We start from the raw sequence: 23836 nt of genomic DNA on the forward strand, positions 1-23836 counted from the left end.
TCTGCGCTCGGGTGAGCTACATGTCTGCCCAGTTCGAGGCCGCAGAAGCTGAAACGCCGCCCGAAGATGCCGAAGCGACCTCGGCCCTGCCCGGCTTCCTGTTCGAAACCGACTTCGCCTTCTATCATCGCCGCGCGATGGAGGAGGCGCGGTTGGCGCAGAGAGCGAGCTGCCCGCGCGCGGCATCGTCCCATCGCTATCTCGCTCAGGTCTACTCCGAAAAGGTCCGCCGCGAATTGCAGGCCGCCGCCGAGTTCGAGGATCTGCTCGATCGCCTGTCATGAACCCTTCGGAACCGGCCCCGAGGACGGGCGTTCCACATCCGTAACTAGTTGGAGTTCTGAATATGGCCGATCTGGACCGCCGCGACGGTGTTGTTGAGAAAGAAACCGTGATCGTGGAGCGGGGCGGAGGCGGCGGCATCATCGCGGCCATCGCCCTGTTGATCGCGGTGGTGGCGGTGCTCGCGTATTTCGGAATGCTGCCGATCTGAGGCTGCCGGACAGCCCCGGCGGCGGGGGCCCTTAGATGAGCGGCTTGCCGCCGGTCACCGCGATCGTGGCTCCGGACACGTAACTCGCTTCATCACTTGCGAGGAACACGAATGAGGGGGCGAGTTCGGCCGGCTGACCGGGGCGCTTCATCGGCACCTGCTCGCCAAAGCTCTGCACCTTCTCCGCCGGCATGGTGGCGGGAATGAGCGGCGTCCAGATCGGGCCGGGAGCCACGCAATTGGCGCGGATTCCTTTTTCCGCCAGCAACTGGGCCAGGCCGCCGGTGAAGTTCTGGATCGCGGCCTTGGTCGGCGCGTAAGCAAGCAGTTCCTGGGACGGATCATCGGCCTGGATCGAGGTCGTATTGATGATCGACGCGCCCTCGCGCATGTGCGGAACCGCGGCCTTGGCGAGGTAGAACATCGCGTGGATGTTGACCGCGAAGGTGTGCTGCCATTCCTCGTCGGTGATCTCGCCAATCTCCTTGAAGGTATTCTGATAGGCGGCATTGTTGACCAGGACGTCGACGCGGCCGAACGCCTCGACAGCCGTTGCGACGATCGCCCGGCAATGGGCCGGGTCGGAGATGTCGCCCGGCACGAGCACGCAGTGGCGACCGGCGTTCTCGACCGCCGCCTTGGTGTCCTCCGCGTCCTTTTGCTCGTTGAGGTAGCTGATCAGGACGTCCGCGCCTTCGCGGGCGTACGCGATCGCGACCGCGCGGCCGATCCCGCTGTCGCCGCCGGTAATGATCGCCTTCTTTCCCTCGAGCCGACCCGAACCCTTATAGCTGTCCTCGCCATGATCCGGGCGCGGCGTCATCGCGTCCGTCGTGCCCGGGATGTCCTGCGGCTGGTCCGGGAACGGCGGCTTGGGGGTATCGGTCACGGTCGAACTCCTGGCGGATCACCGGCCAACCCGCCGCCCCGGAGCGAGTTCCGCTAACCCCCACTTTCGCCGCTAGGGCCGAATCGCTCCACTTCGACTTCGGTCCGGCGCAGCGTATCGTGGATATGCTGGACATGTTCCTTGGCCTGCACGCGCATCACGATTTCCTCTCGCAGCACGGCGTGCTTCTCGATCACCAGCTCCTCGGCGGTCTCGCTGAGCTCGACCACATGCTCGGCCAGACGTTGTGGCGGCGCGATCTCGACCCGCTCGGCACCGACTTCGAGCGCCATGGCTGCGGAGTCGATCCGCTCGGGCGCGACCTGGGTGCTGACGACGTAGCCTGTATCCTGCGCCGCGCCTTCGGGCGCGATCATCTTTGCCAGCCGATCGAACATTCCTGCCTGTGCTTCGGCGCCGTCGCGCTGCTCTGAGACGCTGATCGCCGCCGCGTCCACGCCCGAGGCCGCCAATCGCGCCGCAGCTTCGTCGGCGAGCGCGCGGCTGCGATAGAAAGCCGAAACGCGGCGCGCCATCAATCCTGGTTCCGGCGCGCGGACTTGGCGTAAAGCAAGGCGGCGACGACCGCGGCCGATCCGATCCCGGCCGCGACACCGGCGGTCAGCAGCTGCTTCTTGCGCTTCGGGTCCGCATTGCGCTGCCCCGCTTGCTTGGTTTCGGGCGTGGGCTGCTGATCGTCGGACATGGCAAGCGCTCCATCTGTTACCGCCTGCAACGCAGTTAGGAAGCCGCGGGCCGCGCCGCTAGGGCCTCAAACGGCGCGCGCGAGAGCGCTCGGCCGCTGCCCCACCGAGCGATAGACGCGCGGCCCGAGATCGAGTCGGAACGGCGCCATCTTTTCGGAGGGCGTGTCCGGTTCACGGCCCACCAGATGGGCGCTGCAAGTCTGGCCCACCTTGTCCCGGCCCCATTCGTAGAGCAGGTTGAAAGCGACCGTTGGGATGAAGAGGCTGCGTCCCTGCACCTTGATCTCGCGCATATCTTCGCGCTCCATTGTGACCACGCTGCTCAGCGACACTTCAGTGCGGGGGAGGATGGTGAGAGGCGCCCCATCGGGAGAGTCGACCCCCATGCCGAAGAAGCGGGACACTTCGGCCTGGATATCCTGCCCGGAATTGAACATGCGGGCGGCCAGGCGGACGTTCCGCGCCGGAGCGTTGCCGACATTGCGGATCACCGCTTCGTACTGGACCGAAGCGCCGCCGTCGGTCGCAGTCGCCCTCGCCGGCCTGAAAATCAGCTCGAGCCATGGCCGCATGACAATGCCCGGAACATCGCTCGCCGCCGCGGCCGGGGGGACCGCGGCCTGCGCGACCGGAGCCGGGGCAGGTGACACCGGCGGGGGCAGGGGAGCCGCCACCGGCTGCGGAGCAGGTGCCGGGGTGGGCTCAGCTTCCGGTTGCGGCGTGGGCACGTGCCTTGTTTCGAGCTCCTCTTCCGAGCGCCGCCGGCGCAGCCGCAATACCGCGACCGCCCCGCCAAGCAGGGCCAACCCGGCCAGGATCGGCAAGAGCCAGTTCGAACCCTCGTCCTCTTGCTGCACGGGCTCACCCGCGCCGGGCCCGAGAGGCGGAGCCGGGGAGAACTCGTTGGGCGCGGGAGCGGTTTCGGCCGGGACCTGCGCCGGCGAGTCGGCGCGGCCGTCACGGACGTCCGACCGCTCGGTCAGGCGTTCCTCGACTTCGCTTGCCGGATCGCGCCGCTCCGCGGGCGTCGCCGTCTCCTGGCGTGGCTGGGGAGTAGCAGCGGGCGGCGTCGCTTCGCGCGGAGGGGCCGGCTGTGCGGCCGTAGGAGCTGGTGCCGGAGTGCTGACCGGCTCGCGAGCTTCGGCGGGAGGCGGTTCAGCCGGCGTCTCGGCCGGCTCCGGTTCGCGTTCTGGAGGCGGCTGAGTACCGGGAAGCGAAAAATCCCGGATCTCGGCTGGGCCGACCTGCGTGTTCGATTCAGGCTGCGTCTGAAAAGCCGGCGCGGGAGAGGCGAGCGCCGTTGCGCACAGCATTGTCACAGAGATGGAATGAAGCTTCAGCCTCAAGCCGGGGATCCTTTGGTTGATGATCTTATGCCTGTGGAAGGGCGCAAGTTACAGGGACGGCGCGCCTCGCCCATCGGCTACATGCTTAACAGCCGCCGCTTGCCTGCGGAAGCCCTGGGGGCGACACTTGATGATCAAGCGCAACTGTCCTATGTATATAATACACCAACGAGGAGCATCGAGATGGACTTCATCAAGGCAATGCAACCGAAGGATTGGGTGATCGCTGCGGTCGCGTTCTTCGCGGGCGCCCTCATCTTCTAAGGAGCATCGAAAGCTCATCGTTCTCGAACCTTTCTCGCGCCCAGCTGTTGGGTTGAGCCGAAGGGGACGAACATGATCCAGGCCAAAGGGTACGCGGTCCACTCCGCCACCACTCCGTTCAAGCCGTTCGGCTTCGAACGGCGCGATCCCAATCCTAACGACGTCGTGATCGCGAGCCGCTTTTGCGGCGTCTGCCATTCCGACCTGCACACCGCGCGCGGGGAATGGGGCGGTGCGCGCTTCCCCTGCGTTCCCGGTCACGAGATCGTGGGCGAAGTGACGGCCATTGGCGACGCAGTCACCCGCTTCAAAGCCGGCGATCTCGTCGGGGTCGGGTGCATGGTCGATTCCTGCCTGACGTGTGAGCCGTGCCGCGAAGGGCTGGAGCAATATTGCGAGCCCGGCTTCACCGGCACCTATAACGGCCCGACCCAGGACACGGGCGACAACACCTATGGCGGTTATTCCGACCGAATCGTGGTGCGCGAGGAGTTCGTGCTCAGCATCCGCCATGGCGAGCAGGATCTGGCCGCGGTCGCGCCTTTGCTCTGCGCCGGCATCACCACCTGGTCGCCGCTGCGGCATCATCGCGTCGGGCCGGGCCAGAAGGTCGGCGTGGTCGGGATCGGCGGCTTGGGGCATATGGGCATCAAGCTCGCCAAGGCGCTGGGCGCACATGTCGTCGCCTTCACGACTTCGCCGAGCAAGGTCGAGGACGCGCGCAGGCTTGGCGCGGATGAAGTCGTCGTCTCGCGCGATCCCGACGCCATGAAGGCGCACCGCAACAGCTTCCACTACATCCTGAACACGGTTGCGGCGCCGCACGATCTCAACCCCTTCCTGATGCTGCTGAAGCGGGACGGAGCGATGACCCTGGTCGGTGTGCCCCCCGAGCCGCATCCCTCGCCCGCGGTCGGCGCGCTGGTGATGAAGCGGCGCAGCCTCGACGGCTCGCTGATCGGCGGCATTGCGGAAACGCAGGAGATGCTCGACTTCTGCGCCGAGCACGGCATCGTCTCAGACATCGAGATGATTGCGATGCAAGAGATCGACGGCGCCTACGACCGCATGGCGCGGAGCGACGTGAAGTATCGCTTCGTGATCGACTTGGCCTCGATCGCCGACGCGAGCTGAGCCCACAGCTTCGTCGACCGGACGGGCGCTCCGGTCGCGTGCCCCACCGGTTCGTCGAACCCGGCGGCAGCGTCGTCGAGCCGCTGGTGCGCTAGGCGAGCAACACAGCCAATGCGGCGCGGCAACCTTGCCAAGGACTCCGCATGCTGCACACCGAGATCAAGAGCAATCCGGTCGAGACGATCTTCCAGCTGGCCTCTGGCCTCTGGGTGTCGCGCGCGCTCTGGGCCGCGGCGCGGCTGCGGCTTGCCGACCTCGTCGGCGAGCAGCCCGTGGCGCTCGACGAACTCGCTGCGGCCGCGCGCGCGCAGCCGGACATGCTCGGCCGCCTGATGAACGCTTTGACCAGCTTCGGCATCTTCGCCCGCACGGCGGACGGCTGCTTCGATCATAGCGAGCTGTCGCGGCACCTGCGCAGCGACCACCCGGCCTCGCAGCGCGCGATCATCGAATCGGTGTTCGGGCACGAACATTATGAAGCCTGGGGCGCGATCGAGCACTCCCTGTGCGACGGTGAGACGGCGTTCGACGTGGTGTACGACATGCCGGTCTTCGCCTGGTTCAGCGAGCAGCCGGCCTCCGCCAAGCTGTTCAGCGAAGCCATGACCAGCTCCACCCGGATGATGGAGAAGGAGTTGCTCGCCGCCTGCGATTTCGGATCGTTCAGTCTCGCCGTCGATGTCGGCGGCAGTCAGGGCAGCCTGCTGCGCGGCCTGCTCGCGCGCCATTCGCATGCCCGCGGCATCCTGTTCGACCTGCCTGAGATCGTCGATCTGGTCCGCCCGGCGCTGAAGGGTAGCCGCATCAGGGGCGTCAGCGGCAACTTCTTCGAGGCGGTGCCTGCAGGCGGCGACCTCTATCTCCTGAAGTTCATCCTGCACGATTGGACCGACGAGCAATGCGGGGAAATCCTGCGCAATGTCCGCGCCGCAATCGCGCCCGCCGGGCGGATCGCGATTGCTGAGATCGTGCTGCCGGAGGGCGGGCAGCCGAGCCCCGATTATCTGATGGACCTCAATATGATGGTGATGACGGGCGGTCGCGAGCGGACGGCGAGCGAGTTCGACGCGCTGCTGCGCGATGCTGGCTTCCGGATGGAGAGCGTCACGGCCACCGGTGCGATCCTGTCGCTGATCAAGGCAGTCGCGATCTGAGGCCCCGCTTTGGCTTGATCCGCTCGGCCGACCGCGGCAGCCTCGTCCGGTGGGCAACGCTTCCGCTCTGACCGGCCGCTTGTGGCGGTCGCTTCGCACGTGGCCCGGTGCGAAGGGCTGGGCGCGATTGGCGATCGAGGCGGCCTGGCTGATCCCGGCGCTGCTCGCTCTCGGCTTTCTTGGCGGACTCATGGCCTGGCAACCGCGCTTCGACGCCGAGATCGCCCGGCTGGCGGCGCTGGCCTTGGTCGTTCCCGCTCTGGGCGAGGAGCTGCTGTTTCGCGCCGCGCTCCTGCCCGACCCTCGGCCTGGTAAACCGGCGGCCGCGGCGGTGCTCGTCTCCACCGCCCTCTTCGTCCTTTGGCACCCGCCGCAGGGCCTGATCTTCGGGCCGCACTGGGCCACGGTGATGCTCAATCCCTGGTTCCTCGCCTGCGTCGCCGTAGTGGGTGTCGCCTGCGCTCGCCTTTATCTCAGGACCGGATCAATCTGGCCTTCGGTGCTGCTGCACTGGTTCGTCGTCGTCGCCTGGAAGGCGCTGCTCGGCGGCCCGTCGCCCTGGGTTTCAGGCTGAGCGCGGCTGGCGGATGGCGGTGCCGCTGCTATAGCCGCCCTGCCATTCAGCTCCCGAGCCTTTCTTGCCCAAGCGACTGAAACTACTGACCCGCCTCGAGGACGAGCAGCAGCTTGCCTCCAGCCCGAAGACGCACGCGGCCCTTTCCGCCTCAGCAGGCACGGGCAAGACGCATGTGCTGACCGCGCGAGTGCTGCGCCTGCTGCTGTCCGGGGTCGATCCATCCTCGATCCTGTGCCTGACCTTTACCAAGGCAGGCGCAGCGGAGATGGCCGATCGCATCCATGCTCGCCTGGCCTATTGGGTGAGGCTCAAGGATCAGAATCTGAAGAAGGAGCTGTTCGCGCTTGGCGAGGGGAACGGACCCGAAGAGGTTGCCAACGCACGGCGGCTGTTCGCGCGCGTGCTCGATGCCTCCGGTGGGGGCCTTCGCATCATGACCATCCACGCCTTTTCTCAAGGGCTGCTCGCTGCCTTTCCGGCGGAGGCGGGACTGGTGCCCGGCTTTCGGCCGCTGGAAGGCCGCGAGGAGCAGCAGCTCGCCCGGTCAACCCTCGCCGATCTTCTCGTCCGGGCCGAAGCCGCCGGAGATCACGATCTCGTCGCCGACATGCAGGTGCTGAGCCATCGATTGGGAGAAGGCGGGGCCGAAAGCTTCCTGATGTGCTGCGCCCGCGACGCCTCCGCCATGGCCGCGCTGCCCGCGCGTGAGGGCATCGAGGCGCTGCTCCGCCGCACCTTCGCGCTGCCCGAAGGGGACATCGACGCGGCGATCGAGGCCGAATGCTGCGACAGCGTCTTCGACGTCGCGGGGCTCACCCGCATCGGCATCCTGAATGGACAATGGGCAACCAAGGGCGGCCTGGAGCGCGCGAGCCTGTGCGAGCAATGGACCTCCGCCGCGAAGCCGGAACGTGCGCACATGCTGGAGCAGCTGCACACTGTCTGGGCCAAGGCGGACGGCGAATTGCGCAGCTTCGGCAAGGGCCAGGCGCCGCAGGATCCGGATTATGTCCACCTCGCCACCCGGGCGTTCGAATGCTGCGACCGTCTGCTGCGGATGCGCAAGCTCGCCGCCGTGGTCACTCAATTCGCCGCGGCCCTGCGCGCCGGTCAGGCCTTCGCGGCGGCGTACATCGAGGCCAAGCGCGCGCACGGCGCCGTGGACTTCGATGACCTGATCGCGGGTGCCGAGCGGCTGCTGACGACTCCCGGCATGGGAGATTGGGTCCGCTACAAGCTGGACCAGTCGACCGACCATATCCTGGTCGACGAAGCGCAGGACACGAACGAGCGGCAGTGGAGCATCGTCAGCGCGCTCACCGAGGAGTTCTTCGCCGGCGAAGGCGCGGTCGGGCGCCACCGCACCATCTTCACCGTCGGCGATTTCAAGCAGGCCATCTTCCGCTTCCAGGGGACCAATCCGCGCGAGTTCGACCGCGCGCGCGACTATTTCTCCGCCGCCGCCCGGCAGCTTCGCGAGGACGCGCTGCAGATGCGCATAGCTGAGGACGCGCTGCCGCCCGCCTTTCTCGACCTGTCAATGGACCGCAGCTTCCGCTCCTCCCCGCCGATCCTGCAGCTGGTCGATCGCGTGGTGGCCGATCTCGGCCACGAAGCGCTCGGCCTGCCGCGCCGGCCTAATCCGCACCTCAGCCACCATTCCAAGCGTCATGGCTCCGTCACCCTGTGGCAGCCCTGGACGGAGGGAGCGCCGCAAGAGGAGGAGGCCGGCGAGGAAGGCTGGATCAGCGACACGACGCGCCGCTACGCCACCTGCCTGGCCAAGCAGATCAAGCGCTGGATTGCCGAGCCGTTCACGCTCGGCGAGGGCGCGAAGAAGCGGCCGATCCGCGCTGAAGACATATTGATCCTGGTCCGCCGCCGGGGCGCGCTCGCCGCGCTGCTGGTCGCGCGCCTGCACGCCGAGGGTGTCCCGGTCGCAGGCGTCGATCGCCTGCTCCTGTCCGCGCCGCTGGCGGTACAGGACCTGCTCGCCGTTGCTCGCTTTGCCGTCCAGCCGCTCGACGATCTCAATCTGGCCAGCCTGCTCGTCTCGCCGTTGTTCAACTGGAGCCAGGACCAGCTCTTCGCCGCCGCTCACGGGCGCGAGCGCGCGCCGCTCTGGCCTCGGCTGCGCGATGGGGCGGCCGATCCCGCCACGCTGCAAGCGCTGCAGTCCATTCTCGTCATGGCCGATTACACCACCCCACATCAGTTCATCGAGACGATCCTCTCCGGCCCGATGGACGGCCGCCGCAAGCTGCTCGAACGGCTTGGCCCCGAGGCGCGCGACCCGATCGAGGAGCTGCTCGCCTCAGCGCTCGAGTTTGAGAGCAACGCCACTCCCTCGCTGCAGCCCTTCCTCGACTGGTTCGCGCGCGGCGAGGTGGAGATCGTGCGCGATCCCTCCGCTCCGCTCGACGCCGTCCGCGTGATGACCGTGCATGGCTCGAAGGGCTTGCAGTCGCCGGTGGTGATCCTGGCCGACGCCTGTGTGGACCCGTCGCGCGCGCGCGGCGGCACCGCCGATCTCACGCTGCCCGATGGCAATGTCGTCCCGCTCTTCCGTCCCCGGAAGGATGAACTGGCCGAGCCGTTCAAGAGCCAGATCGAGGAGCAGGATCGGCTCGACCGCGAGGAGCATTGGCGCCTGCTCTACGTCGCGATGACGCGGGCGGAGGAGCGGCTGTACGTGGGCGGCGCTCTCGGACCCGGCGACAAGAGCGGGCCGCCGCGCGAGAGCTGGTACGCGGCCTGCCAGGCGTCAATGGAAGGGCTCGGCTGCGAATGGCAGGGCGATGCGCATTGGGGGCAATCGTGCCGGTTCGGCGATCCCGAGCTTCCGGCGCGGGCCATCGCGGAGAAGCGGGAAGCGCGCCTCTCCACTCCGCCCGCATGGCTGCGCGAGCCGGCTCCGGTCGAGGCCCGCCCGCCGCGCCCGCTCGCCCCGTCAGGGACCGGAGAGGACGACGTCGCCAACCCCCCGCCGACCCCCGAGATGCGCGCCGCCGCCGAACGTGGGCGGCTCCTGCACCAGCTGTTCGAGCGCCTGCCGGGTGTGGCTCCGGCCGACCGCGCCGAGCTGGCCGATTCCTGGCTGGAGCGATCGGCGGGCGTCTCCGGCGTTGAAGTACGCCGGCGACTGGTCGCCGACGCCTGCGGAATCATCTCCGATCCTCGCTACGCCGATCTTTTTGGCCCGGATGCGCTCGCCGAAGCGCCGATCGCGGCCGTGACCCCGGACGGCAGCGTGATCGCCGGCACCGCCGATCGCCTGCTCGTCACTCCCGCGCGCGTCCACGTGATCGACTTCAAGACGGGCAGGGCGGTCCCCGCCACGTCCGCCGACACCCCGACCGCCCACCTGCGGCAGATGGCGCACTATGTCGCGGCTCTGGAGGTGATCTTCCCGGACCGCGCGGTCGATGCCGCCCTGCTCTACACCAGCGGGCCGGTTCTCCACCCCCTGACGGCCGAGTTGCTCGCGCCCTACCGCCCAGCCGGTTGAGCCTTCGCCCTCGGCACCCTAGATGAGCGTCGATCTTCAGGAGTTCTTTGAATGGCGACCAAGACCGTAACCGACGACAGCTTCCATGCCGATGTGCTCAGCGCCGGTCAGCCCGTGCTGGTGGACTTCTGGGCGGAATGGTGCGGCCCGTGCCGAATGATCGCGCCTGCGCTGGAGGAGATCAGCCGCGAGATGGGTGATCAGGTCACCGTCGCCAAGCTCAACATCGACGACAATCCCGATGCCCCCGCCAAATATGGCGTGCGCGGCATCCCGACCATGATCCTGTTCAAGAATGGCGAACCCGCCGCCACCAAGGTCGGCGCCGCCCCCAAGAGCGCCCTCCAGAGCTGGCTGCAGGGTCAACTCTAAGGGCGGTGCGCCCCGGGCGGGCTAATCCCATTCCGCGAGCCTGCCGGCCCGCCTGGCGCTGAATTCTGGCCGGTTCATCGCCGGTTCCGATCGGTCGTGCCAGGGCCGCTCGATTGACTAGAAACTCCCCCCTACTTACATCCGGGCGGATCAATTGCGGGGGCGGCCGGCCGTACCCGCGCGCATGCGGACGCGCTTCTTACGAACAGGAATGAACATGCTTGGCGGACTAGCCAAAACTATCTTCGGATCGGCCAACGACCGTTATGTCCGCTCGCTGGGCAAGATCGTCGAGCGGGTGAACGGCTTCGAGCCGACCGTCTCGACCATGACCGACGACGAGCTTCGGGGTCAGACCGTCATTTTCCGCACACGCCTGGAAGAGGGCGCCGAGCTGGACGACCTCTTGCCCGAGGCCTTCGCCACCGTCCGCGAGGCGGCCAGGCGCACGCTCGGCCAGCGCCACTATGACGTGCAGATGATCGGCGGAATGGTGCTGCACCGCGGCTCTATCGCCGAGATGCGCACCGGCGAGGGCAAGACCCTGGTCGCCACGCTCGCCACCTACCTGAATGCGCTCGAAGGCAAGGGCGTCCACGTCGTCACCGTCAACGATTATCTCGCCCGTCGCGACTCTGAATGGATGGGCCAGGTCTACCGTTTCCTGGGCCTGACCGTCGGCGTGATCGTGCCGAACCTGACCGATCAGCAGCGCAAGGACGCCTACGGCTCCGACATAACCTACGGCACCAACAACGAATTCGGCTTCGATTACCTGCGCGATAACATGAAGTACGACCGCGCCCAGATGGTGCAGCGGCGGTTCAACTACGCGATCGTCGACGAGGTGGACTCGATCCTGATCGACGAGGCGCGCACGCCCCTGATCATCTCCGGTCCGACCGACGACAAGTCCGAACTCTACATGTCGGTCGATCTGCTGGTGAAGCAGCTTGTCCCCGAGGATTACGAGGTGGACGAGAAGCAGAAATCCGTCGTGCTGACCGAGGACGGCACGGAGAAGGTCGAGCGCATGCTGGAAGGCGCCGGTCTGCTGTTTGGCGCGAACCTCTACGACTTCGAGAACACCCAGGTCGTGCATCACCTCAATCAGGCGATGCGCGCCAACGTCATCTTCAAGCGCGACCGCGACTATATCGTCAAGGATGACAAGGTCATCATCATCGACGAATTCACCGGCCGCATGATGGACGGCCGGCGCTGGTCGGACGGCTTGCACCAGGCGGTGGAAGCCAAGGAAGGCGCCAAGATCGAGCCGGAGAACCAGACGCTCGCCTCGATCACCTTCCAGAATTACTTCCGGCTCTACCCCAAGCTGTCCGGCATGACCGGCACCGCGCTGACCGAGGCGCCGGAATTCTACGACATCTACAAGATGAACGTGGTCACCATCCCGACCAATGTCCCGGTGCAGCGCAAGGATGACGAGGACGAGTTCTACAAGAACCAGACCGACAAGTTCGCCGCGATCACCAAGTCGGTCAAGGAGAAGCAGGAGATCGGCCAGCCGGTGCTGGTCGGCACCGTCTCGATCGAGAAGTCCGAGCTGCTTTCGGAATATTTCACCGGGGAAGGCATCCGCCACGAGGTGCTGAATGCTCGCTACCACGAGCAGGAAGCGCATATCGTGGCCCAGGCCGGGCGGCTCGGCGCGGTCACCATCGCCACCAACATGGCGGGCCGCGGCACGGATATTCAGCTCGGCGGCAATGTCGAATTCCGGACCGAGGACGAGCTGTCCGGAATGCCCGAGGGTCCGGAGCGCGATGCCGCGATCCAGCGGATCAAGGATGAAGTCGCCGCCGAAAAGGCGCGCGTGCTGGAGGCCGGCGGTCTATTCGTGCTGGGCACCGAGCGGCACGAGAGCCGCCGCATCGACAATCAGCTGCGCGGCCGCTCGGGCCGTCAGGGCGATCCAGGTCTTAGCCGTTTCTACCTGTCGCTCGACGATGATCTGCTGCGCATCTTCGGCCCGCAGACTATGTTCTCACGCCTTGTGAACAAGAATTTGGAAGACGGTGAGGCGATTGTCTCTCCTTGGATCTCCAAGGCGATCGAGACCGCGCAGAAGAAGGTCGAGGCGCGCAACTACGACATCCGCAAGCAGGTCGTCGAATATGACGACGTCATGAATGATCAGCGCAAGGTCATCTACGAGCAGCGGGCCGACATCATGGACGCCGACACGATCGGCGACGTCGTCGAGGACATGCGTGCCGAGACGGTCAACGCGATCGTCGGAGAGGCGTGCCCGCCCAACACATACCCGGAGCAGTGGGATGTTCCGCTTCTGAAGGAGCGGGTGGAACAGGTGTTTGGGCTGCAGCCGCCGATCGACGATTGGCTACAGGAAGAAGCGGTCGAGCCCGAGCTGCTGGTCGAGCGCATTCGCGCCCAGGCGGACGCGCAGATTGCCGAGAAAATGCAGGAACTTGAGCCCGAGACTTACATCACGGTCGAAAAGAACATCCTGCTCCAGTCGCTTGACCATCACTGGAAGGAGCATCTCTCGGTTCTCGATGCGCTGCGCCAGGTTGTGCACCTGCGCGCCTATGCGCAGAAGAAGCCGATCGACGAGTACAAGCACGAGGCCTTCCAGATGTTCGAGCGCATGCTCGCCACCATCCGCGAAGACGTGACCCGCACGCTCGCCTTTGCTCGCTTCAGCTTCGCCGATCCGGGGCTTCCGGAGATGCCGGACTTCATCACCAGCCACATCGACCCGTTCACCGGCGAGGACGACAGCGCCGATATCGATGCGGACACCGGCAACATCTTCTCGCGCCTGCCGCCGCTCCAGATCGGGCAGCCGATGATCCCGCAGGGTGTGATGATGCCCGAGGACGTGATGGTGGCCGACGCGCCGCCGCTTAGCCGCAACGCGCCATGCCCCTGCGGCTCAGGCCGAAAATACAAGCACTGCCACGGGCAGCTGGGCTAACAGATATTGGCCGGCCTCAACCAGGCCGGCCCGTATCTGCAACGGTGTTCGTCGTCAGGCGAACTTGAAGCCTTCCTTGTTCATCATGGTCGTGATCTTGGCGTTCTGATCGTCGGAAAGGCGCGCCCGGAACGTCGGGAAGATATCGTCCTCCTCCTCGCGCATATGGCCCTGGAGCATGCTCCGGAAGTCGCGTACGCGCGCGATCCACTCGGGGTTGTCTTTACGCATGGTCTCAAGCTCGTACAGGTAGGTCTTCACGTAGCCATGCTCCTCGCCGAGATGATCGGCGTCGCTGGCGAAATTGGCCTGCCGCAGCGCCGGATAGACCACCATCTCCTCCTGGATCGCGTGCTTGCTGAGCGCGTATTTGAGCTTGGCGAGCAGGGCCGAACGCTGCGTAGTGTGGCTCTCGTCGGTCGCCTCGATCTTATCGAAGATTGCCAGCGTCGCGGCATGTTCGGTTTTGAGCGTCTCGACCCAGTCGCCTGACGATGCGCTGGCCGCCTGGACCAGCAGCTTGCGGCCCATGTTCGCGGCAAGCCCGATCGCTGCACCGGCGACCGCGGCCCCGACCAGCATGCCGGCGCCGCCGCTCTCCCAATTGTCCCAATCGAACAGGCGGCGCTCACCGGCCCTGTCGCTGCCCTTGTTTTCGCTCGTCTTTTTGGTCGTGCGGTCACGAGTGTTGCTAGCCATCAAAGCCTCCTTGGAAGTCTGGATCAGCAAACCCGCGGCCCCGAGCCAATGTTCCGGCTCGGTAACCTCTCCGGTGCTGTCTCGGGCCGGGGGAGCCGAGCCGCGTTCGTCTGTTGAGGCGCGCCGTTGCCGACTGAATGGCAGCTGCCGCTCAGGTCCAATCCCAAGCCCTCGCCATTCGCTAAGTTCGTCCACCCCGCAGCGGCGAATGCTTCCCAACTAGTTCCCGCCGCATTACGCTGGCTTCCTTCAGATGATGCCGAGGAATGCGTTGAACTCGAAGCTTCCTTGCCTGGCGATGATCTGCTCCCTCGCCGGGTGTGCGGTTCAGGTTTACCATCCGACCCGCACTCGCGCCGAGCAGGAGCGCGACATCAAGATCTGCGATGACCAGGGCTATTACTCCTCGCCCCACGATCCGCTGCTCGCCTACCAGCTCGCCTATGATTGCCTGGAGGGGAAGGGCTATCAGCGGCGCAAGTCCAGGCCCGCATCCGTGGGTTCCGCGCGGCCAAAGGCCTGAAATCCACCGCTTGCGGATAGGGCGAACATGCGGCATAGGCCCGCCTCGCCCGATGGCTGCTCCCTGGTAGCTCAGCGGTAGAGCATTCGACTGTTAATCGAATGGCCGTAGGTTCGAATCCTACCCAGGGAGCCACTTCATCAACCGCGAGCGAACCAGAAACGCGGGTTGACGCCGTCATGGTCACCATGGACCGCAATTTCCCGCACGTCCGCTCCGCAAAGTGCATCAGGAAATCGGTGCAGCACCGCGCCCCAGGCCGAGCTCGCGTCGGCTGCGGGAGCGTTCTCATAAGCCTCCGCGTCGTCCATCTGTAGGTGGACCCACTGCACCATCGCGTTGACCGGACCTTCTTCGGCTCGGAGGACCGCATGATCGTGGGTCGGCGCAGTCGGTGCGCTCTCCCCGAAGCTGAGCGGAAACATCTCTTGCGCATTGCTGCGCAGGTGCAGCCGCTTGTGACCGACCAGGACAGAATGGTGGGTCGCCACGTGACGGTCGAACAGCGACACGTCGAACCCGCTTACGACCGCGGGCAATTGGGGGTGAGGCTGATCGAACCAGGCGAGCGCGACCCGCATCGATGCCTTGCATGGAATGAACAGGGCGCCGGGCCGGGCGAGCTCCCGCGCCGCATGCGCCAGCGATGCGATGACCCCTTCGCTCAACAAATTGTCGGCGATGATCTCCGAAACGAGGATGTCGGCGCCGCCGCCCAGGTCGCGCTTGCGGTTCAGATCGCTGCTGTGGCGCGACAGCACGGTGACCCGGTCCGCGAAGCCATTTGCCGCGATGATCTCGCGCGCGGTCTCGGCAACGGCTGGGACTGCCTCGCAGGTATAAACATGCCTGGCGCCTGCGCGCGCCGCCATCATCGCGAGCAGGCCTGACCCGCTGCCGATGTCGAGAACGATGCTGTCGGGTCGCACAGCTCGTATCAAGGCGCGCTCGTAGCAGTCGTTTCGGTCGAAATCGCTCAGCATCTTGGCATGCCATTGCGGTATTCCATGGGCGAGCACGGCCCGCTCGGCGCTGAGCAAATCGGCATCGTCGGGCCGCTCTGCGCGCAAGTCGCGGAAGATCGCGACGGCTTGGTCGCCTTTACCCGAACCCATCAACGCTCGGCCAAGCTGGATCAGGGCTTGGGGCGAAGAGGCCAACGTAGCGTTGATTCTACTGAGCATGGACGATGTTCCCGATATGATTTGACGCAGGCTCGTGGGATAATCCGCGCGCCCGATCAGAAGGCGAACTGCTCCATCGTGATGCGCTCGTCCAGCGCATGCTCCGGATCGAACAGCAGGGTCAGTGCCTGTCCCTTATCGACGCACACCTCGACCGTCGCGACATCGCGTACCTCGAGTTGATCCGCCACCGCCGAGACTGGCCGCTTGACGGGATCGAGCACACGAAAGGCGATCTTCAGATCATCCGGGATCAGCGCGCCGCGCCAGCGGCGTGGGCGGAACGGGCTGATCGGGGTGAGCGCGACCAGGCGCGAGTTCAACGGCAGGATCGGCCCCTGGGCGGAAAGGTTATACGCAGTCGATCCGGCGGGCGTCGCCACCAGCACACCATCGCAGACGAGCTCCGGAATGACGACGCGGCCGTTCACGGTCACCTCGATCCCGGCCGTCTGCCGGGTTTCGCGCAGCAGTGAGACTTCATTGATCGCCGGGCTTGAGAAGGTCTCGCCGGACACCGTTACGGCGTCCATGCGCAGCGGGGGGACCGAGAAGGATTTCGCCCCGTCGACGCGCTCCCGCAGGCCCTCCAATCGCCAGTCGTTCATCAGGAACCCCACCGTCCCTCGGTTCATGCCGAAAATTGGGCAGAGCCGGTCGCGGGCGAGCATTTCATGCAGGGTCTGCAGCAGGAACCCGTCGCCGCCGAGCGCGACCACCTGCTCGGCTTCCTCCAGCGGCACGAAATTATACTGGCCGCGCAGCAGCTGCTCGGCTGCCTGCGCCGACTCGGTCGGCGAAGCCATCAGCGCCGTCGGCTTGTTCGCGTCGCCCCCCATTCGCCAACCCTAAGGCGGATCGGGGGAGAGGGGCAAGGCGCTGTGCCGATGCGGGCCACCCCGGCGAAGTCGATTGGCGGGCTCCGTCCGCAGGGCTAGGGTTGGACCTAGGGAAGCGGAGAGACGGGAAGCACATGTCGGCGAAGGCGTCACCGCCCCTGTTCATCCTCTCGCCGCGCAAAGGCGATGACCTCATTCGGCTCACCGAGGCTGCCGGCTGGCGCCCGGTCGCCGCCCTCCGCATCGGGGATGCCGAAAGCCGTTTCGTCGCCTCTGGCGCGGGCGTCGCCCTGGTGGACGCGCGCGAGGCGTATGCCGACGCGCTGGATGGCGTGCGTGCACTTTCCGCACCGGTCGAAGTTAACGGCGCGGCCTTGCTGGTGCTGGTATCGGCCGCCGATGCTGCCGGTCTGGACGAGCTGTTCGGCCACGGAGCGACTCATTTCCTGGTCGCGCCGTTCAGCGACCTTGAACTGCTCCAGGCGCTTCGCTTCGCCGGCCGCCTCGCCGAACGGGTCGGGCGCGCGCACCGCTCCGTGCCGGCTTTGGACCCGCCGGATCGACGGGCGCTCACCAAAGATCACCCCGGCCCGCCTTCCACGGCCGCGCCATCGGTCCGGGCCGACGACGCGCAGCGCTCGAGCCTGATGGAGCTGTTCAGGAGGTTCGACCCGGAAAGCCGTCGCGCAGCGCGGGCGGCGGACCTCAATCCGAGCACGGGTGACGAGTCGCCCGCTTCACGCGACGGCTCGGAGGCTCCTCGCCACGATCCGTCGCGTGACCAGCTGACCGGCCTGCGTGACCTTCGTGCCGGCCGCGCCTGGATCGACGAGCGGATCGCGGCGGGGAGCGATGAACAACCGGCTCTTGTGCTGCTCCTGCTCGCCGTCAGCCGGTTCGACGCCATCAATGCCGCCTTCGGACGCACAACCGGCGACGCCGTGCTCCAGGCCGCAGCCCGCCGGATCGAGCGACTGGTCGCCCCCGACATGGACCGGCGCTTCGTGGCGCGGTTCGCCGGCCCCGAGTTCGGCGTGATCCTCTCTTCTCCAACCAGCCTTGGCGAGGGCCGCTTTCTCGCCGGCCAGCTTGTCGAGGCGCTCGCCCGCCCGTTCATGTCAGGGGATCATGTGATCACCCTGACGAGCCGGGTCGGCGTTGTTGCCTCGGCCCCGGGCGATGATTCAGCCACCCTGCTGCGCCGCGCGAGCGCCGCTTTGGCGGACGCCAAGAAGGGGGAGGGCGGCCCAATCCGAATCCTCGATGCGGGTGCCCGCAGGGAGTCGGCGCTTGGTGACCAGCTTGAAATAGACCTGCGACGCGCGCTCGATCAGGACGAAATCGAAATCCTGTTCCAGCCGCAAGTTTCGGTCACGAGCGGCCGCATCGTCGGCGCCGAAGCGCTGGCCCGCTGGCGCCACCCCAGCTTCGGGGAGCTTGGCGCGACCACCTTGTTCAATGTCGCCGAGCGTTCGGATTACCTCACTCAATTGTCGGATCATGTGCAGCGAAAGGCGATCACCGCCGCGGCCGCCTGGCCGGCGACGCTCAGTCGCCTGCGCCTGTCCGTCAATATCACTGCCGCGGACATCGTCAGGCCCGGCTTCGCCTCGCAGTTCCTCGAACTCGTACGGCAAAGCGCGTTCGATCCACGCCGGCTGACTGTGGAGGTGACGGAAGGGGGCCTCATCGAGGATCTGAATGCCGCCGCCTATCTGCTTGCGCGGCTGAGGGAAGGTGGCCTCCGCGTCGCCATCGACGACTTCGGGACCGGCTATTCCAGCCTTGCATACCTCAAGGCGCTTCCGCTTGATTACCTCAAGATCGACAAGCGCCTGTGCGAGGACATTACGGGCTCCCCGCGCGATCGGATCGTCGTCAGGAGCGTGATCGACATGGCCCGCTCACTCGGGCTGTCGGTGATCGCGGAAGGGGTGGAAACACAGGAACAGCTTGATCTTCTCGCCCAGGAGGGCTGCAACCTCTACCAGGGATTCCTCTGCTCCCGCCCGGTCGAGGTGGCGGCGCTCGCCGCGTTGATGGACCCCGCTATTGCCTGAGCCGCCGCTCAACATCAGCGGCCTTTGGATGGGGAGCTTCTCCTACCCCTCGAACCTGGGGCCGACCACGCCCTTCCTCGCCCGGATCGTCGACGAGGACGGCAGGATCAGCGGCGACATCATGGAGCCCAACACCGTGGGTCTCTCCTCCGAACAATTGCAATCCTTCCTTTCCGGAACTCGGCAAGGCGCGTCTGTCGACTTCGTCAAAGCCTATGATGGGGCCAGCGACGCCGCCCACGCGGTCGATTATGTCGGCCGGCTGTCCGGCGACGGCATGATGATCAGCGGCGTCTGGAGCTTGGCCGACCTGGACGGCCCGTTCGAGATGTATCGCGAGGCCGTCTGGGAAGAAGTGGCTGGCAAGGAAGCGGTGGTAGAGCCCGTCAGCGAATGAGACGCGGCCTCAGAAGAACAGCTTTCTGAAGCTGATGCGGACCGATCTTCCGACTGGGTCGAGCAGGCCCGGCTGGTAGCCGAGCGGCGTCGTCCCGCCCGAGTCCCTTACATCGAGACGCTGGTTGAGAAGATTGTCGAACGACAGGCTCACTCGCGATCCGCGCAGGAAGGGGACGCGGCGGACCAGCGAGCGCTGCGCGCCGAGGTCCGCGAACAAGCGCAGGTTGACCGTTGTCAGGTCGGAAAAGAACAGGTCGCTGCGTTCCCCACCGTCCAGGCTTGGAGCGCCGCGGACGAAAGTGCCGCTCTGCCAATTGGCGGCGAGCCGCGCTCCCAAGCCGTTGCGGGCGACGTTCGCCTGGAACTCGATCTCGTGCTCGGATTGGCCGCCGCGGCTGCCGACCGCCGACCCGTTCAGCAGATCGAGCACCGGCACGCCTTCGCGGATCAGGATTTCGTCCTTGAACCGCCAATTGTGATACAAGCCGAGCTGAAGCCGTCCGCCGCGACCGCCACCGAAGCCGCCGCCTCCGAACCGGCCGAAACCGCCCCCGCCGCCGCCCGCGCCGGGTCCACGCCCGCCTTCGCCGCGTGGCCCTGGCCGTCCACCTCCGCCGGCACCTAGCGCGCCATCGGGCCGCCTTCCCTGGCCGCGTCGAAAGCCGCCCTCCGGAGGCTGAGGGCCGAGCGGCTTTGAGAAGTTGATGCCCCAGCGCATCTCCTCCCGGTCGGATCGGACGAAATTGACGGGCCGGCTGTCGATGCCCGTCAGCCGGCCGCTGGCATCGCGCGTGAACCGATCGGGAAAGGCGGCTTCGATCTCCGCGGTCGCAGTGGGAAAGCCGGCGATCGGATTGTCGATCCGGCTGTCCGTGTAATTGGCGCTGATCGACAGGTCGGTCTCGCGGAGCGGGCGCACGGTCAGGCCCAGCTTGTAGACCCGCCGGCTGTCGGCGACGAGAGTCGGATTGCCGCCCTCGAGCCGGCTTACGTCCACCGTTTCGCCGCGCACGAAATCGAACACGCGCACATTGGGCGTCTGGAGCACGGGATCGCCGAGCTGGCCGATGCTGGGCGCGCCTTCCTCGTCGGTGAACGAGGCGATCAGATTGACCTCGTTGATCGGCTCCCAGCTGAGGCCGGCGCCATACACGATGAGACTGCCGAAATCGGACAGCTCTTCCACAGCGACATTGCCGTTCAGCGACAGATCGCCGAGCGCCGCGAGCACGCCCCGGCTGCGATCGGCGATCGGCACGTCCAGGCTCGCCTGCGCGCTCGCCCGGTCGCGGCCGAGATCGCGCTCGGTCGAAACTGCGCCGCCCGTCGTCGAGCTCGCCAGGTCGCGCGTGTCGAACCCGGTCTTCAGGCTGGTCCTGACGTCGCCGGCCGGAAGCTCGAACACCGGCCCGCTCGCCACCGCTTCGATCGAGCCCAATGTGCTGACCGAACGCGCCCGATCGCGTGCGCGCGGCTCCAACAAGCTGTTCGTGTCGGTCCGAGTGGTGATCTCCGCCCGGTCGAAGCTGCCGTTCAGTGACCAGCGCCACGGCGCGATGATGCCGTTCAGCACTGCGCCAATTCGCCCGGTGCGGTTGCTGGTATCGCGGGTGAGCGGACGCGTGGCGTCCGCGTCGGTGGCGCCGGCCGGCAGCCCGAACATGCTTTCACTTTCGCTCGCATCGAAGCGCCCGTTCAGCGTTGCCGAAACATCGCCCAGGATCGTGCGATTGATCGTGCCGCCGATCGAGGCCTGCTCGGTTTGCGGCAGCAAAGTGCGAAAGCGGGTGAGATCGAAACCCGTCCCGGTGTCGCTGCGGATGATGTCGCGCTCGCTTTCCAGCAAGCTCGCCTGGCGCTCATATTCCAGATCCAGGCTCCAGCGGCCATTGTCGTTCAACCGCAGGATGTTGACGTCGGCCTCGCCAGCAGCGCGACCGCCTTGAGTGGCGACCCCCCCCTCCAGCTCGGCCGTGACGGCGCGAAAGCGGCGCCGCAGCACGAAGTTGACGACCCGCTGGTCGGCGCGGAAGCCATATTGAAGCGCCACCTCTTCCGGCAGAACGTCCACCCGCTGGATCGCTTCGGGCGGCAGGTTGCGGATCTCGGCAAAGCCGGAAATGCGGCGGCCGTTGACCAGCACGACCGGCCCTTCGCCACCCCGCCCGCGCCCGCTCCGTGTCTGAGGCGACAACAAGTCGAGCAGCTCGGCCACGTTGCTGGCGCCCAGCGCGCGGACTTCGCGGCCGCTGAGCTGAAATTCCGGCGGAATATCGCCAAGCACGGCGCCGCGCTGGCGCTGGCCGGTGACGACGATGTCCCCACCTTCCGCTTCCGCGTCGAGAGCGTCGAGTTCGTCTGCCGGAGCTTCAGCCGGTTGTTCGGCCACGGCCGTATCGGTGGAGGCCGTGGATTGCTGAGCAAGAGCAGGCGATGCGACGCCGGCAAGCATGAGCGGAATAAGACGCAAGGGGGACACGGGCTTCTCTGTGCTGGATTGGGCCGCGCGGTGCGGGTCCGCCGGTGAACACGCGCTGTATGTTTTCGATCCGCTGAGGGCATCAAGGCAGGCGAATCAGGCGGCGACCCTCGCCAGGCCGATCGAGAGCTGCAGCGCGCCGTTGATCCGCGCCGCTGGATCCGGCCAGCTGCGGGTAATGACCAGCTTGCTGTCGGGCCTGAGCTTTGCGGTTCCTTTCAGCCGGTCGATATAGTTCATCAGCGCCTTGAGGTCCGGGAAGCGTTCCTCGTGGAAATGGACGAGCGCGCCCTTCGGGCCGACGTCCAGCTTCACGATCCCTGCCTTGCGGCAATGAAGCTTCGTCTCGAGCACCTTGAGCAGATTCTGCGTCGCGTCCGGCAGCTTCCCGAAGCGGTCGATCATCTCGGCCGCGAACGCCTCGATCTCCTGCTTGGTCTCGAGCTCGTTCATGCGCCGGTACAGGCCCATGCGCAGGTCCAAGTCCGGCACATATTCGTCCGGCAGCATGATCGGGGCATCGACCGTGATCTGCGGGGAAAAGCCGTCGCTCTTGCGTTCGGAGCCGACGCCCCCGGCCTTGGCGTCCATGATCGCCTCTTCCAGCATCGACTGGTAGAGTTCGAACCCGACTTCCTTGATGTGACCGGATTGTTCGTCGCCGAGCAGGTTGCCCGCGCCGCGAATGTCGAGATCGTGGCTGGCGAGCTGGAAGCCGGCGCCGAGCGATTCCAGGTTGGCAAGCACGTTCAGGCGCTTGTCGGCGGTTTCTGTGACGATGCGCGTGGCCGGCGTCGTGAAGTAGGCGTAGGCGCGCGTCTTCGATCGCCCGACACGGCCGCGAAGCTGATAGAGCTGGGCGAGCCCGAACTTGTCGGCGCGGTGGATGATCAATGTGTTCGCGCTCGGGATGTCGAGCCCGCTCTCGACGATGGTGGTCGAGAGCAGCACGTCGTACTTCCGGTCATAGAAGGCCGACATTCGCTCCTCGACCTCGGTCGGACTCATCTGCCCGTGCGCGGTCACCGCCGTCACTTCCGGCACCTGCTCGGCCAGGAACTTCTCGATGTCGGGCAGGTCGGAGATTCGCGGCGCGACGAAATAGCTCTGCCCGCCGCGATAATGCTCGCGCAGCAAAGCCTCGCGCAGCACAACCCGATCCCACGGCATGACGTAGGTCCGCACCGCGAGGCGGTCGACCGGCGGGGTCTGGATGACGCTGAGCTCGCGCAAGCCCGACATTGCCATCTGCAGCGTGCGCGGGATCGGCGTCGCAGTCAGGGTCAGCACATGCACATCGGCGCGCAGGTTCTTGAGCCGCTCCTTGTGCGTAACCCCGAAGCGCTGCTCCTCGTCGACGATAACGAGACCCAGATTCTTAAATTCGACAGCCTTGGCGAGAATGGCGTGGGTGCCGATCACGATGTCGATCTTGCCGGCGGTCACGCCTTCGCGGGTCGCCTTGGCTTCGGCCGCGCCGACCAGGCGCGACAAGCGCCCGATCTCGATCGGAAAGCCGCCGAACCTTTCCTTGAAGGTGTTGAAATGCTGGCGGGCGAGGAGGGTGGTCGGGCAGACCAGCGCGACCTGGTGCCCGGCCATCGCCGCGGCGAAGGCGGCGCGGAGCGCGACCTCCGTCTTGCCGAAGCCGACGTCGCCGCAGACGAGGCGGTCCATCGGGCGGCCGGCGGAAAGATCGTCGAACACGTCGGAGATGGCCCGGTCCTGGTCCTCCGTCTCCTCATAGGGGAAACGGTCGGCGAAGGCGGCGTAGCTGGTATCCTGCTCGACCACGGCGCCGGGGCGGAGCGCGCGCTCGGCGGCGGTCTTGATGAGCTCGCCGGCGATCTCGCGGATGCGCTCCTTCATCCGCGCCTTGCGCCGTTGCCACGCCTCGCCGCCGAGCTTGTCGAGGGCGACTCCGTCGCTCTCGCTTCCGTAGCGCGACAGGATGTCGATATTCTCGACGGGCACGTAGAGCTTGTCGCCGCCGGAATATTCCAAGGCGACGCAATCGTGCGGGGAGGTGCCGACCGGAATCTGGGTCAGGCCCTCGAAGCGGCCGATGCCGTGATCGGCGTGGACGACGAGATCGCCGGGGCTGAGCGTGGCGAGCTCGCTCATGAAGGCGTCGGCGGACTTGCGGCGCTTGCGGCGGCGCACGAGCCGGTCGCCGAGCATGTCCTGCTCGGTCAGAAGCGCGATTCCGGCGGTGGTGAAGCCGTGGTCGAGCGGCAGGACGGCGAG

The 23836-nt window shown here is 66.5% G+C and carries 21 protein-coding genes and 1 tRNA gene; 13 read left to right on the forward strand and 9 right to left on the reverse strand.

Going from position 1 to position 23836, the window contains the following annotated elements; all coding sequences use genetic code 11:
- Positions 1 to 11: 11 nt before the first annotated feature.
- Positions 12 to 284, forward strand: a complete 273-nt coding sequence (locus tag VF631_RS02725) for a hypothetical protein (protein WP_431848733.1) — start codon at positions 12 to 14, stop codon at positions 282 to 284.
- A 62-nt stretch (positions 285 to 346) separates the two neighbouring features.
- Complete coding sequence (locus VF631_RS02730; protein ID WP_431848734.1) at positions 347 to 493, forward strand: hypothetical protein; 147 nt, start codon at positions 347 to 349, stop codon at positions 491 to 493.
- 31 nt (positions 494 to 524) lie between these two features.
- Here VF631_RS02730 and VF631_RS02735 read toward each other — a convergent pair whose 3' ends face one another.
- From VF631_RS02735 to VF631_RS02750, 4 genes are all read right to left on the reverse strand, one after another.
- Positions 525 to 1382, reverse strand: coding sequence for a glucose 1-dehydrogenase (locus tag VF631_RS02735; protein WP_431848735.1), 858 nt, complete (start codon positions 1380 to 1382; stop codon positions 525 to 527).
- Positions 1383 to 1435: 53 nt separating this feature from the next.
- Positions 1436 to 1918: a DUF2382 domain-containing protein gene (locus tag VF631_RS02740; RefSeq protein WP_431848736.1), complete on the reverse strand. Its 483-nt coding sequence runs from the start codon at positions 1916 to 1918 to the stop codon at positions 1436 to 1438.
- Positions 1918 to 2088, reverse strand: coding sequence for a hypothetical protein (locus VF631_RS02745; protein WP_431848737.1), 171 nt, complete (start codon positions 2086 to 2088; stop codon positions 1918 to 1920). Before VF631_RS02745 ends, VF631_RS02740 begins: the two co-directional genes overlap by 1 nt.
- A 66-nt stretch (positions 2089 to 2154) precedes the next feature.
- A complete protein-coding gene (locus VF631_RS02750; protein ID WP_431848738.1) occupies positions 2155 to 3402 on the reverse strand; it encodes a hypothetical protein in 1248 nt (415 codons plus the stop codon).
- Positions 3403 to 3417: 15 nt separating this feature from the next.
- On the opposite strand from VF631_RS02750, the gene VF631_RS02755 reads away from it, so the two are divergent.
- The 7 genes from VF631_RS02755 (at position 3418) to secA (ending at position 13406) form a co-directional block, all read left to right on the forward strand.
- Complete coding sequence (locus VF631_RS02755) at positions 3418 to 3699, forward strand: hypothetical protein (RefSeq protein ID WP_431848739.1); 282 nt, start codon at positions 3418 to 3420, stop codon at positions 3697 to 3699.
- Between the two features lie 72 nt (positions 3700 to 3771).
- Positions 3772 to 4833, forward strand: a complete 1062-nt coding sequence (locus VF631_RS02760; RefSeq protein ID WP_431848740.1) for an NAD(P)-dependent alcohol dehydrogenase — start codon at positions 3772 to 3774, stop codon at positions 4831 to 4833.
- A 143-nt stretch (positions 4834 to 4976) separates the two neighbouring features.
- A complete protein-coding gene (locus VF631_RS02765; protein WP_431848741.1) occupies positions 4977 to 5987 on the forward strand; it encodes a methyltransferase in 1011 nt (336 codons plus the stop codon).
- 49 nt (positions 5988 to 6036) lie between these two features.
- On the forward strand, positions 6037 to 6561 hold the full coding sequence (locus VF631_RS02770; protein ID WP_431848742.1) for a CPBP family glutamic-type intramembrane protease: 525 nt from the start codon (positions 6037 to 6039) through the stop codon (positions 6559 to 6561).
- Between the two features lie 64 nt (positions 6562 to 6625).
- Positions 6626 to 10072 carry a double-strand break repair helicase AddA gene (gene addA, locus VF631_RS02775; RefSeq protein ID WP_431848743.1) on the forward strand — a complete coding sequence of 1149 codons (3447 nt, stop codon included), beginning with the start codon at positions 6626 to 6628 and terminating at the stop codon, positions 10070 to 10072.
- 51 nt (positions 10073 to 10123) lie between these two features.
- Entirely contained in the window at positions 10124 to 10444 is a 321-nt protein-coding gene (trxA, locus tag VF631_RS02780; RefSeq protein WP_431848744.1) for a thioredoxin TrxA, read from the forward strand.
- A 217-nt stretch (positions 10445 to 10661) separates the two neighbouring features.
- A complete protein-coding gene (gene secA / locus VF631_RS02785) occupies positions 10662 to 13406 on the forward strand; it encodes a preprotein translocase subunit SecA (RefSeq protein ID WP_431848745.1) in 2745 nt (914 codons plus the stop codon).
- A gap of 54 nt (positions 13407 to 13460) precedes the next feature.
- On the opposite strand, the gene VF631_RS02790 is transcribed toward secA, so the two are convergent.
- Positions 13461 to 14105 carry a hemerythrin domain-containing protein gene (locus tag VF631_RS02790; protein ID WP_431848746.1) on the reverse strand — a complete coding sequence of 215 codons (645 nt, stop codon included), beginning with the start codon at positions 14103 to 14105 and terminating at the stop codon, positions 13461 to 13463.
- A 298-nt stretch (positions 14106 to 14403) separates the two neighbouring features.
- Between VF631_RS02790 and VF631_RS02795 the strand changes: the two genes are divergently transcribed.
- Together VF631_RS02795 and VF631_RS02800 are read left to right on the forward strand one after the other, a co-directional pair.
- Entirely contained in the window at positions 14404 to 14628 is a 225-nt protein-coding gene (locus VF631_RS02795; protein ID WP_431848747.1) for a hypothetical protein, read from the forward strand.
- Positions 14629 to 14688: 60 nt separating this feature from the next.
- Positions 14689 to 14763 (forward strand) — tRNA-Asn (locus VF631_RS02800).
- A gap of 5 nt (positions 14764 to 14768) precedes the next feature.
- Here VF631_RS02800 and VF631_RS02805 read toward each other — a convergent pair.
- On the reverse strand, positions 14769 to 15743 hold the full coding sequence (locus VF631_RS02805; RefSeq protein WP_431848748.1) for a 50S ribosomal protein L11 methyltransferase: 975 nt from the start codon (positions 15741 to 15743) through the stop codon (positions 14769 to 14771).
- A gap of 125 nt (positions 15744 to 15868) precedes the next feature.
- Complete coding sequence (locus VF631_RS02810) at positions 15869 to 16651, reverse strand: NAD kinase (RefSeq protein WP_431848749.1); 783 nt, start codon at positions 16649 to 16651, stop codon at positions 15869 to 15871.
- Between the two features lie 134 nt (positions 16652 to 16785).
- Between VF631_RS02810 and VF631_RS02815 the strand changes: the two genes are divergently transcribed.
- Together VF631_RS02815 and VF631_RS02820 are read left to right on the forward strand one after the other, a co-directional pair.
- A complete protein-coding gene (locus VF631_RS02815; RefSeq protein WP_431848750.1) occupies positions 16786 to 18711 on the forward strand; it encodes a putative bifunctional diguanylate cyclase/phosphodiesterase in 1926 nt (641 codons plus the stop codon).
- Positions 18704 to 19108, forward strand: coding sequence for a hypothetical protein (locus VF631_RS02820; protein WP_431848751.1), 405 nt, complete (start codon positions 18704 to 18706; stop codon positions 19106 to 19108). Before VF631_RS02815 ends, VF631_RS02820 begins: the two co-directional genes overlap by 8 nt.
- 9 nt (positions 19109 to 19117) lie before the next feature.
- Here the strand turns inward: VF631_RS02820 and VF631_RS02825 are convergent, their stop codons facing one another.
- Both VF631_RS02825 and mfd read right to left on the reverse strand, forming a co-directional pair.
- A complete protein-coding gene (locus VF631_RS02825) occupies positions 19118 to 21499 on the reverse strand; it encodes a TonB-dependent receptor plug domain-containing protein (RefSeq protein WP_431848752.1) in 2382 nt (793 codons plus the stop codon).
- Between the two features lie 186 nt (positions 21500 to 21685).
- The coding region (gene mfd / locus VF631_RS02830; RefSeq protein WP_431848753.1) for a transcription-repair coupling factor at positions 21686 to 23836 on the reverse strand (2151 nt) is incomplete at its 5' end.

It is taken from the genome of Allosphingosinicella sp. (assembly GCF_036387615.1).
Taxonomy (GTDB): Bacteria; Pseudomonadota; Alphaproteobacteria; order Sphingomonadales; family Sphingomonadaceae; genus Allosphingosinicella.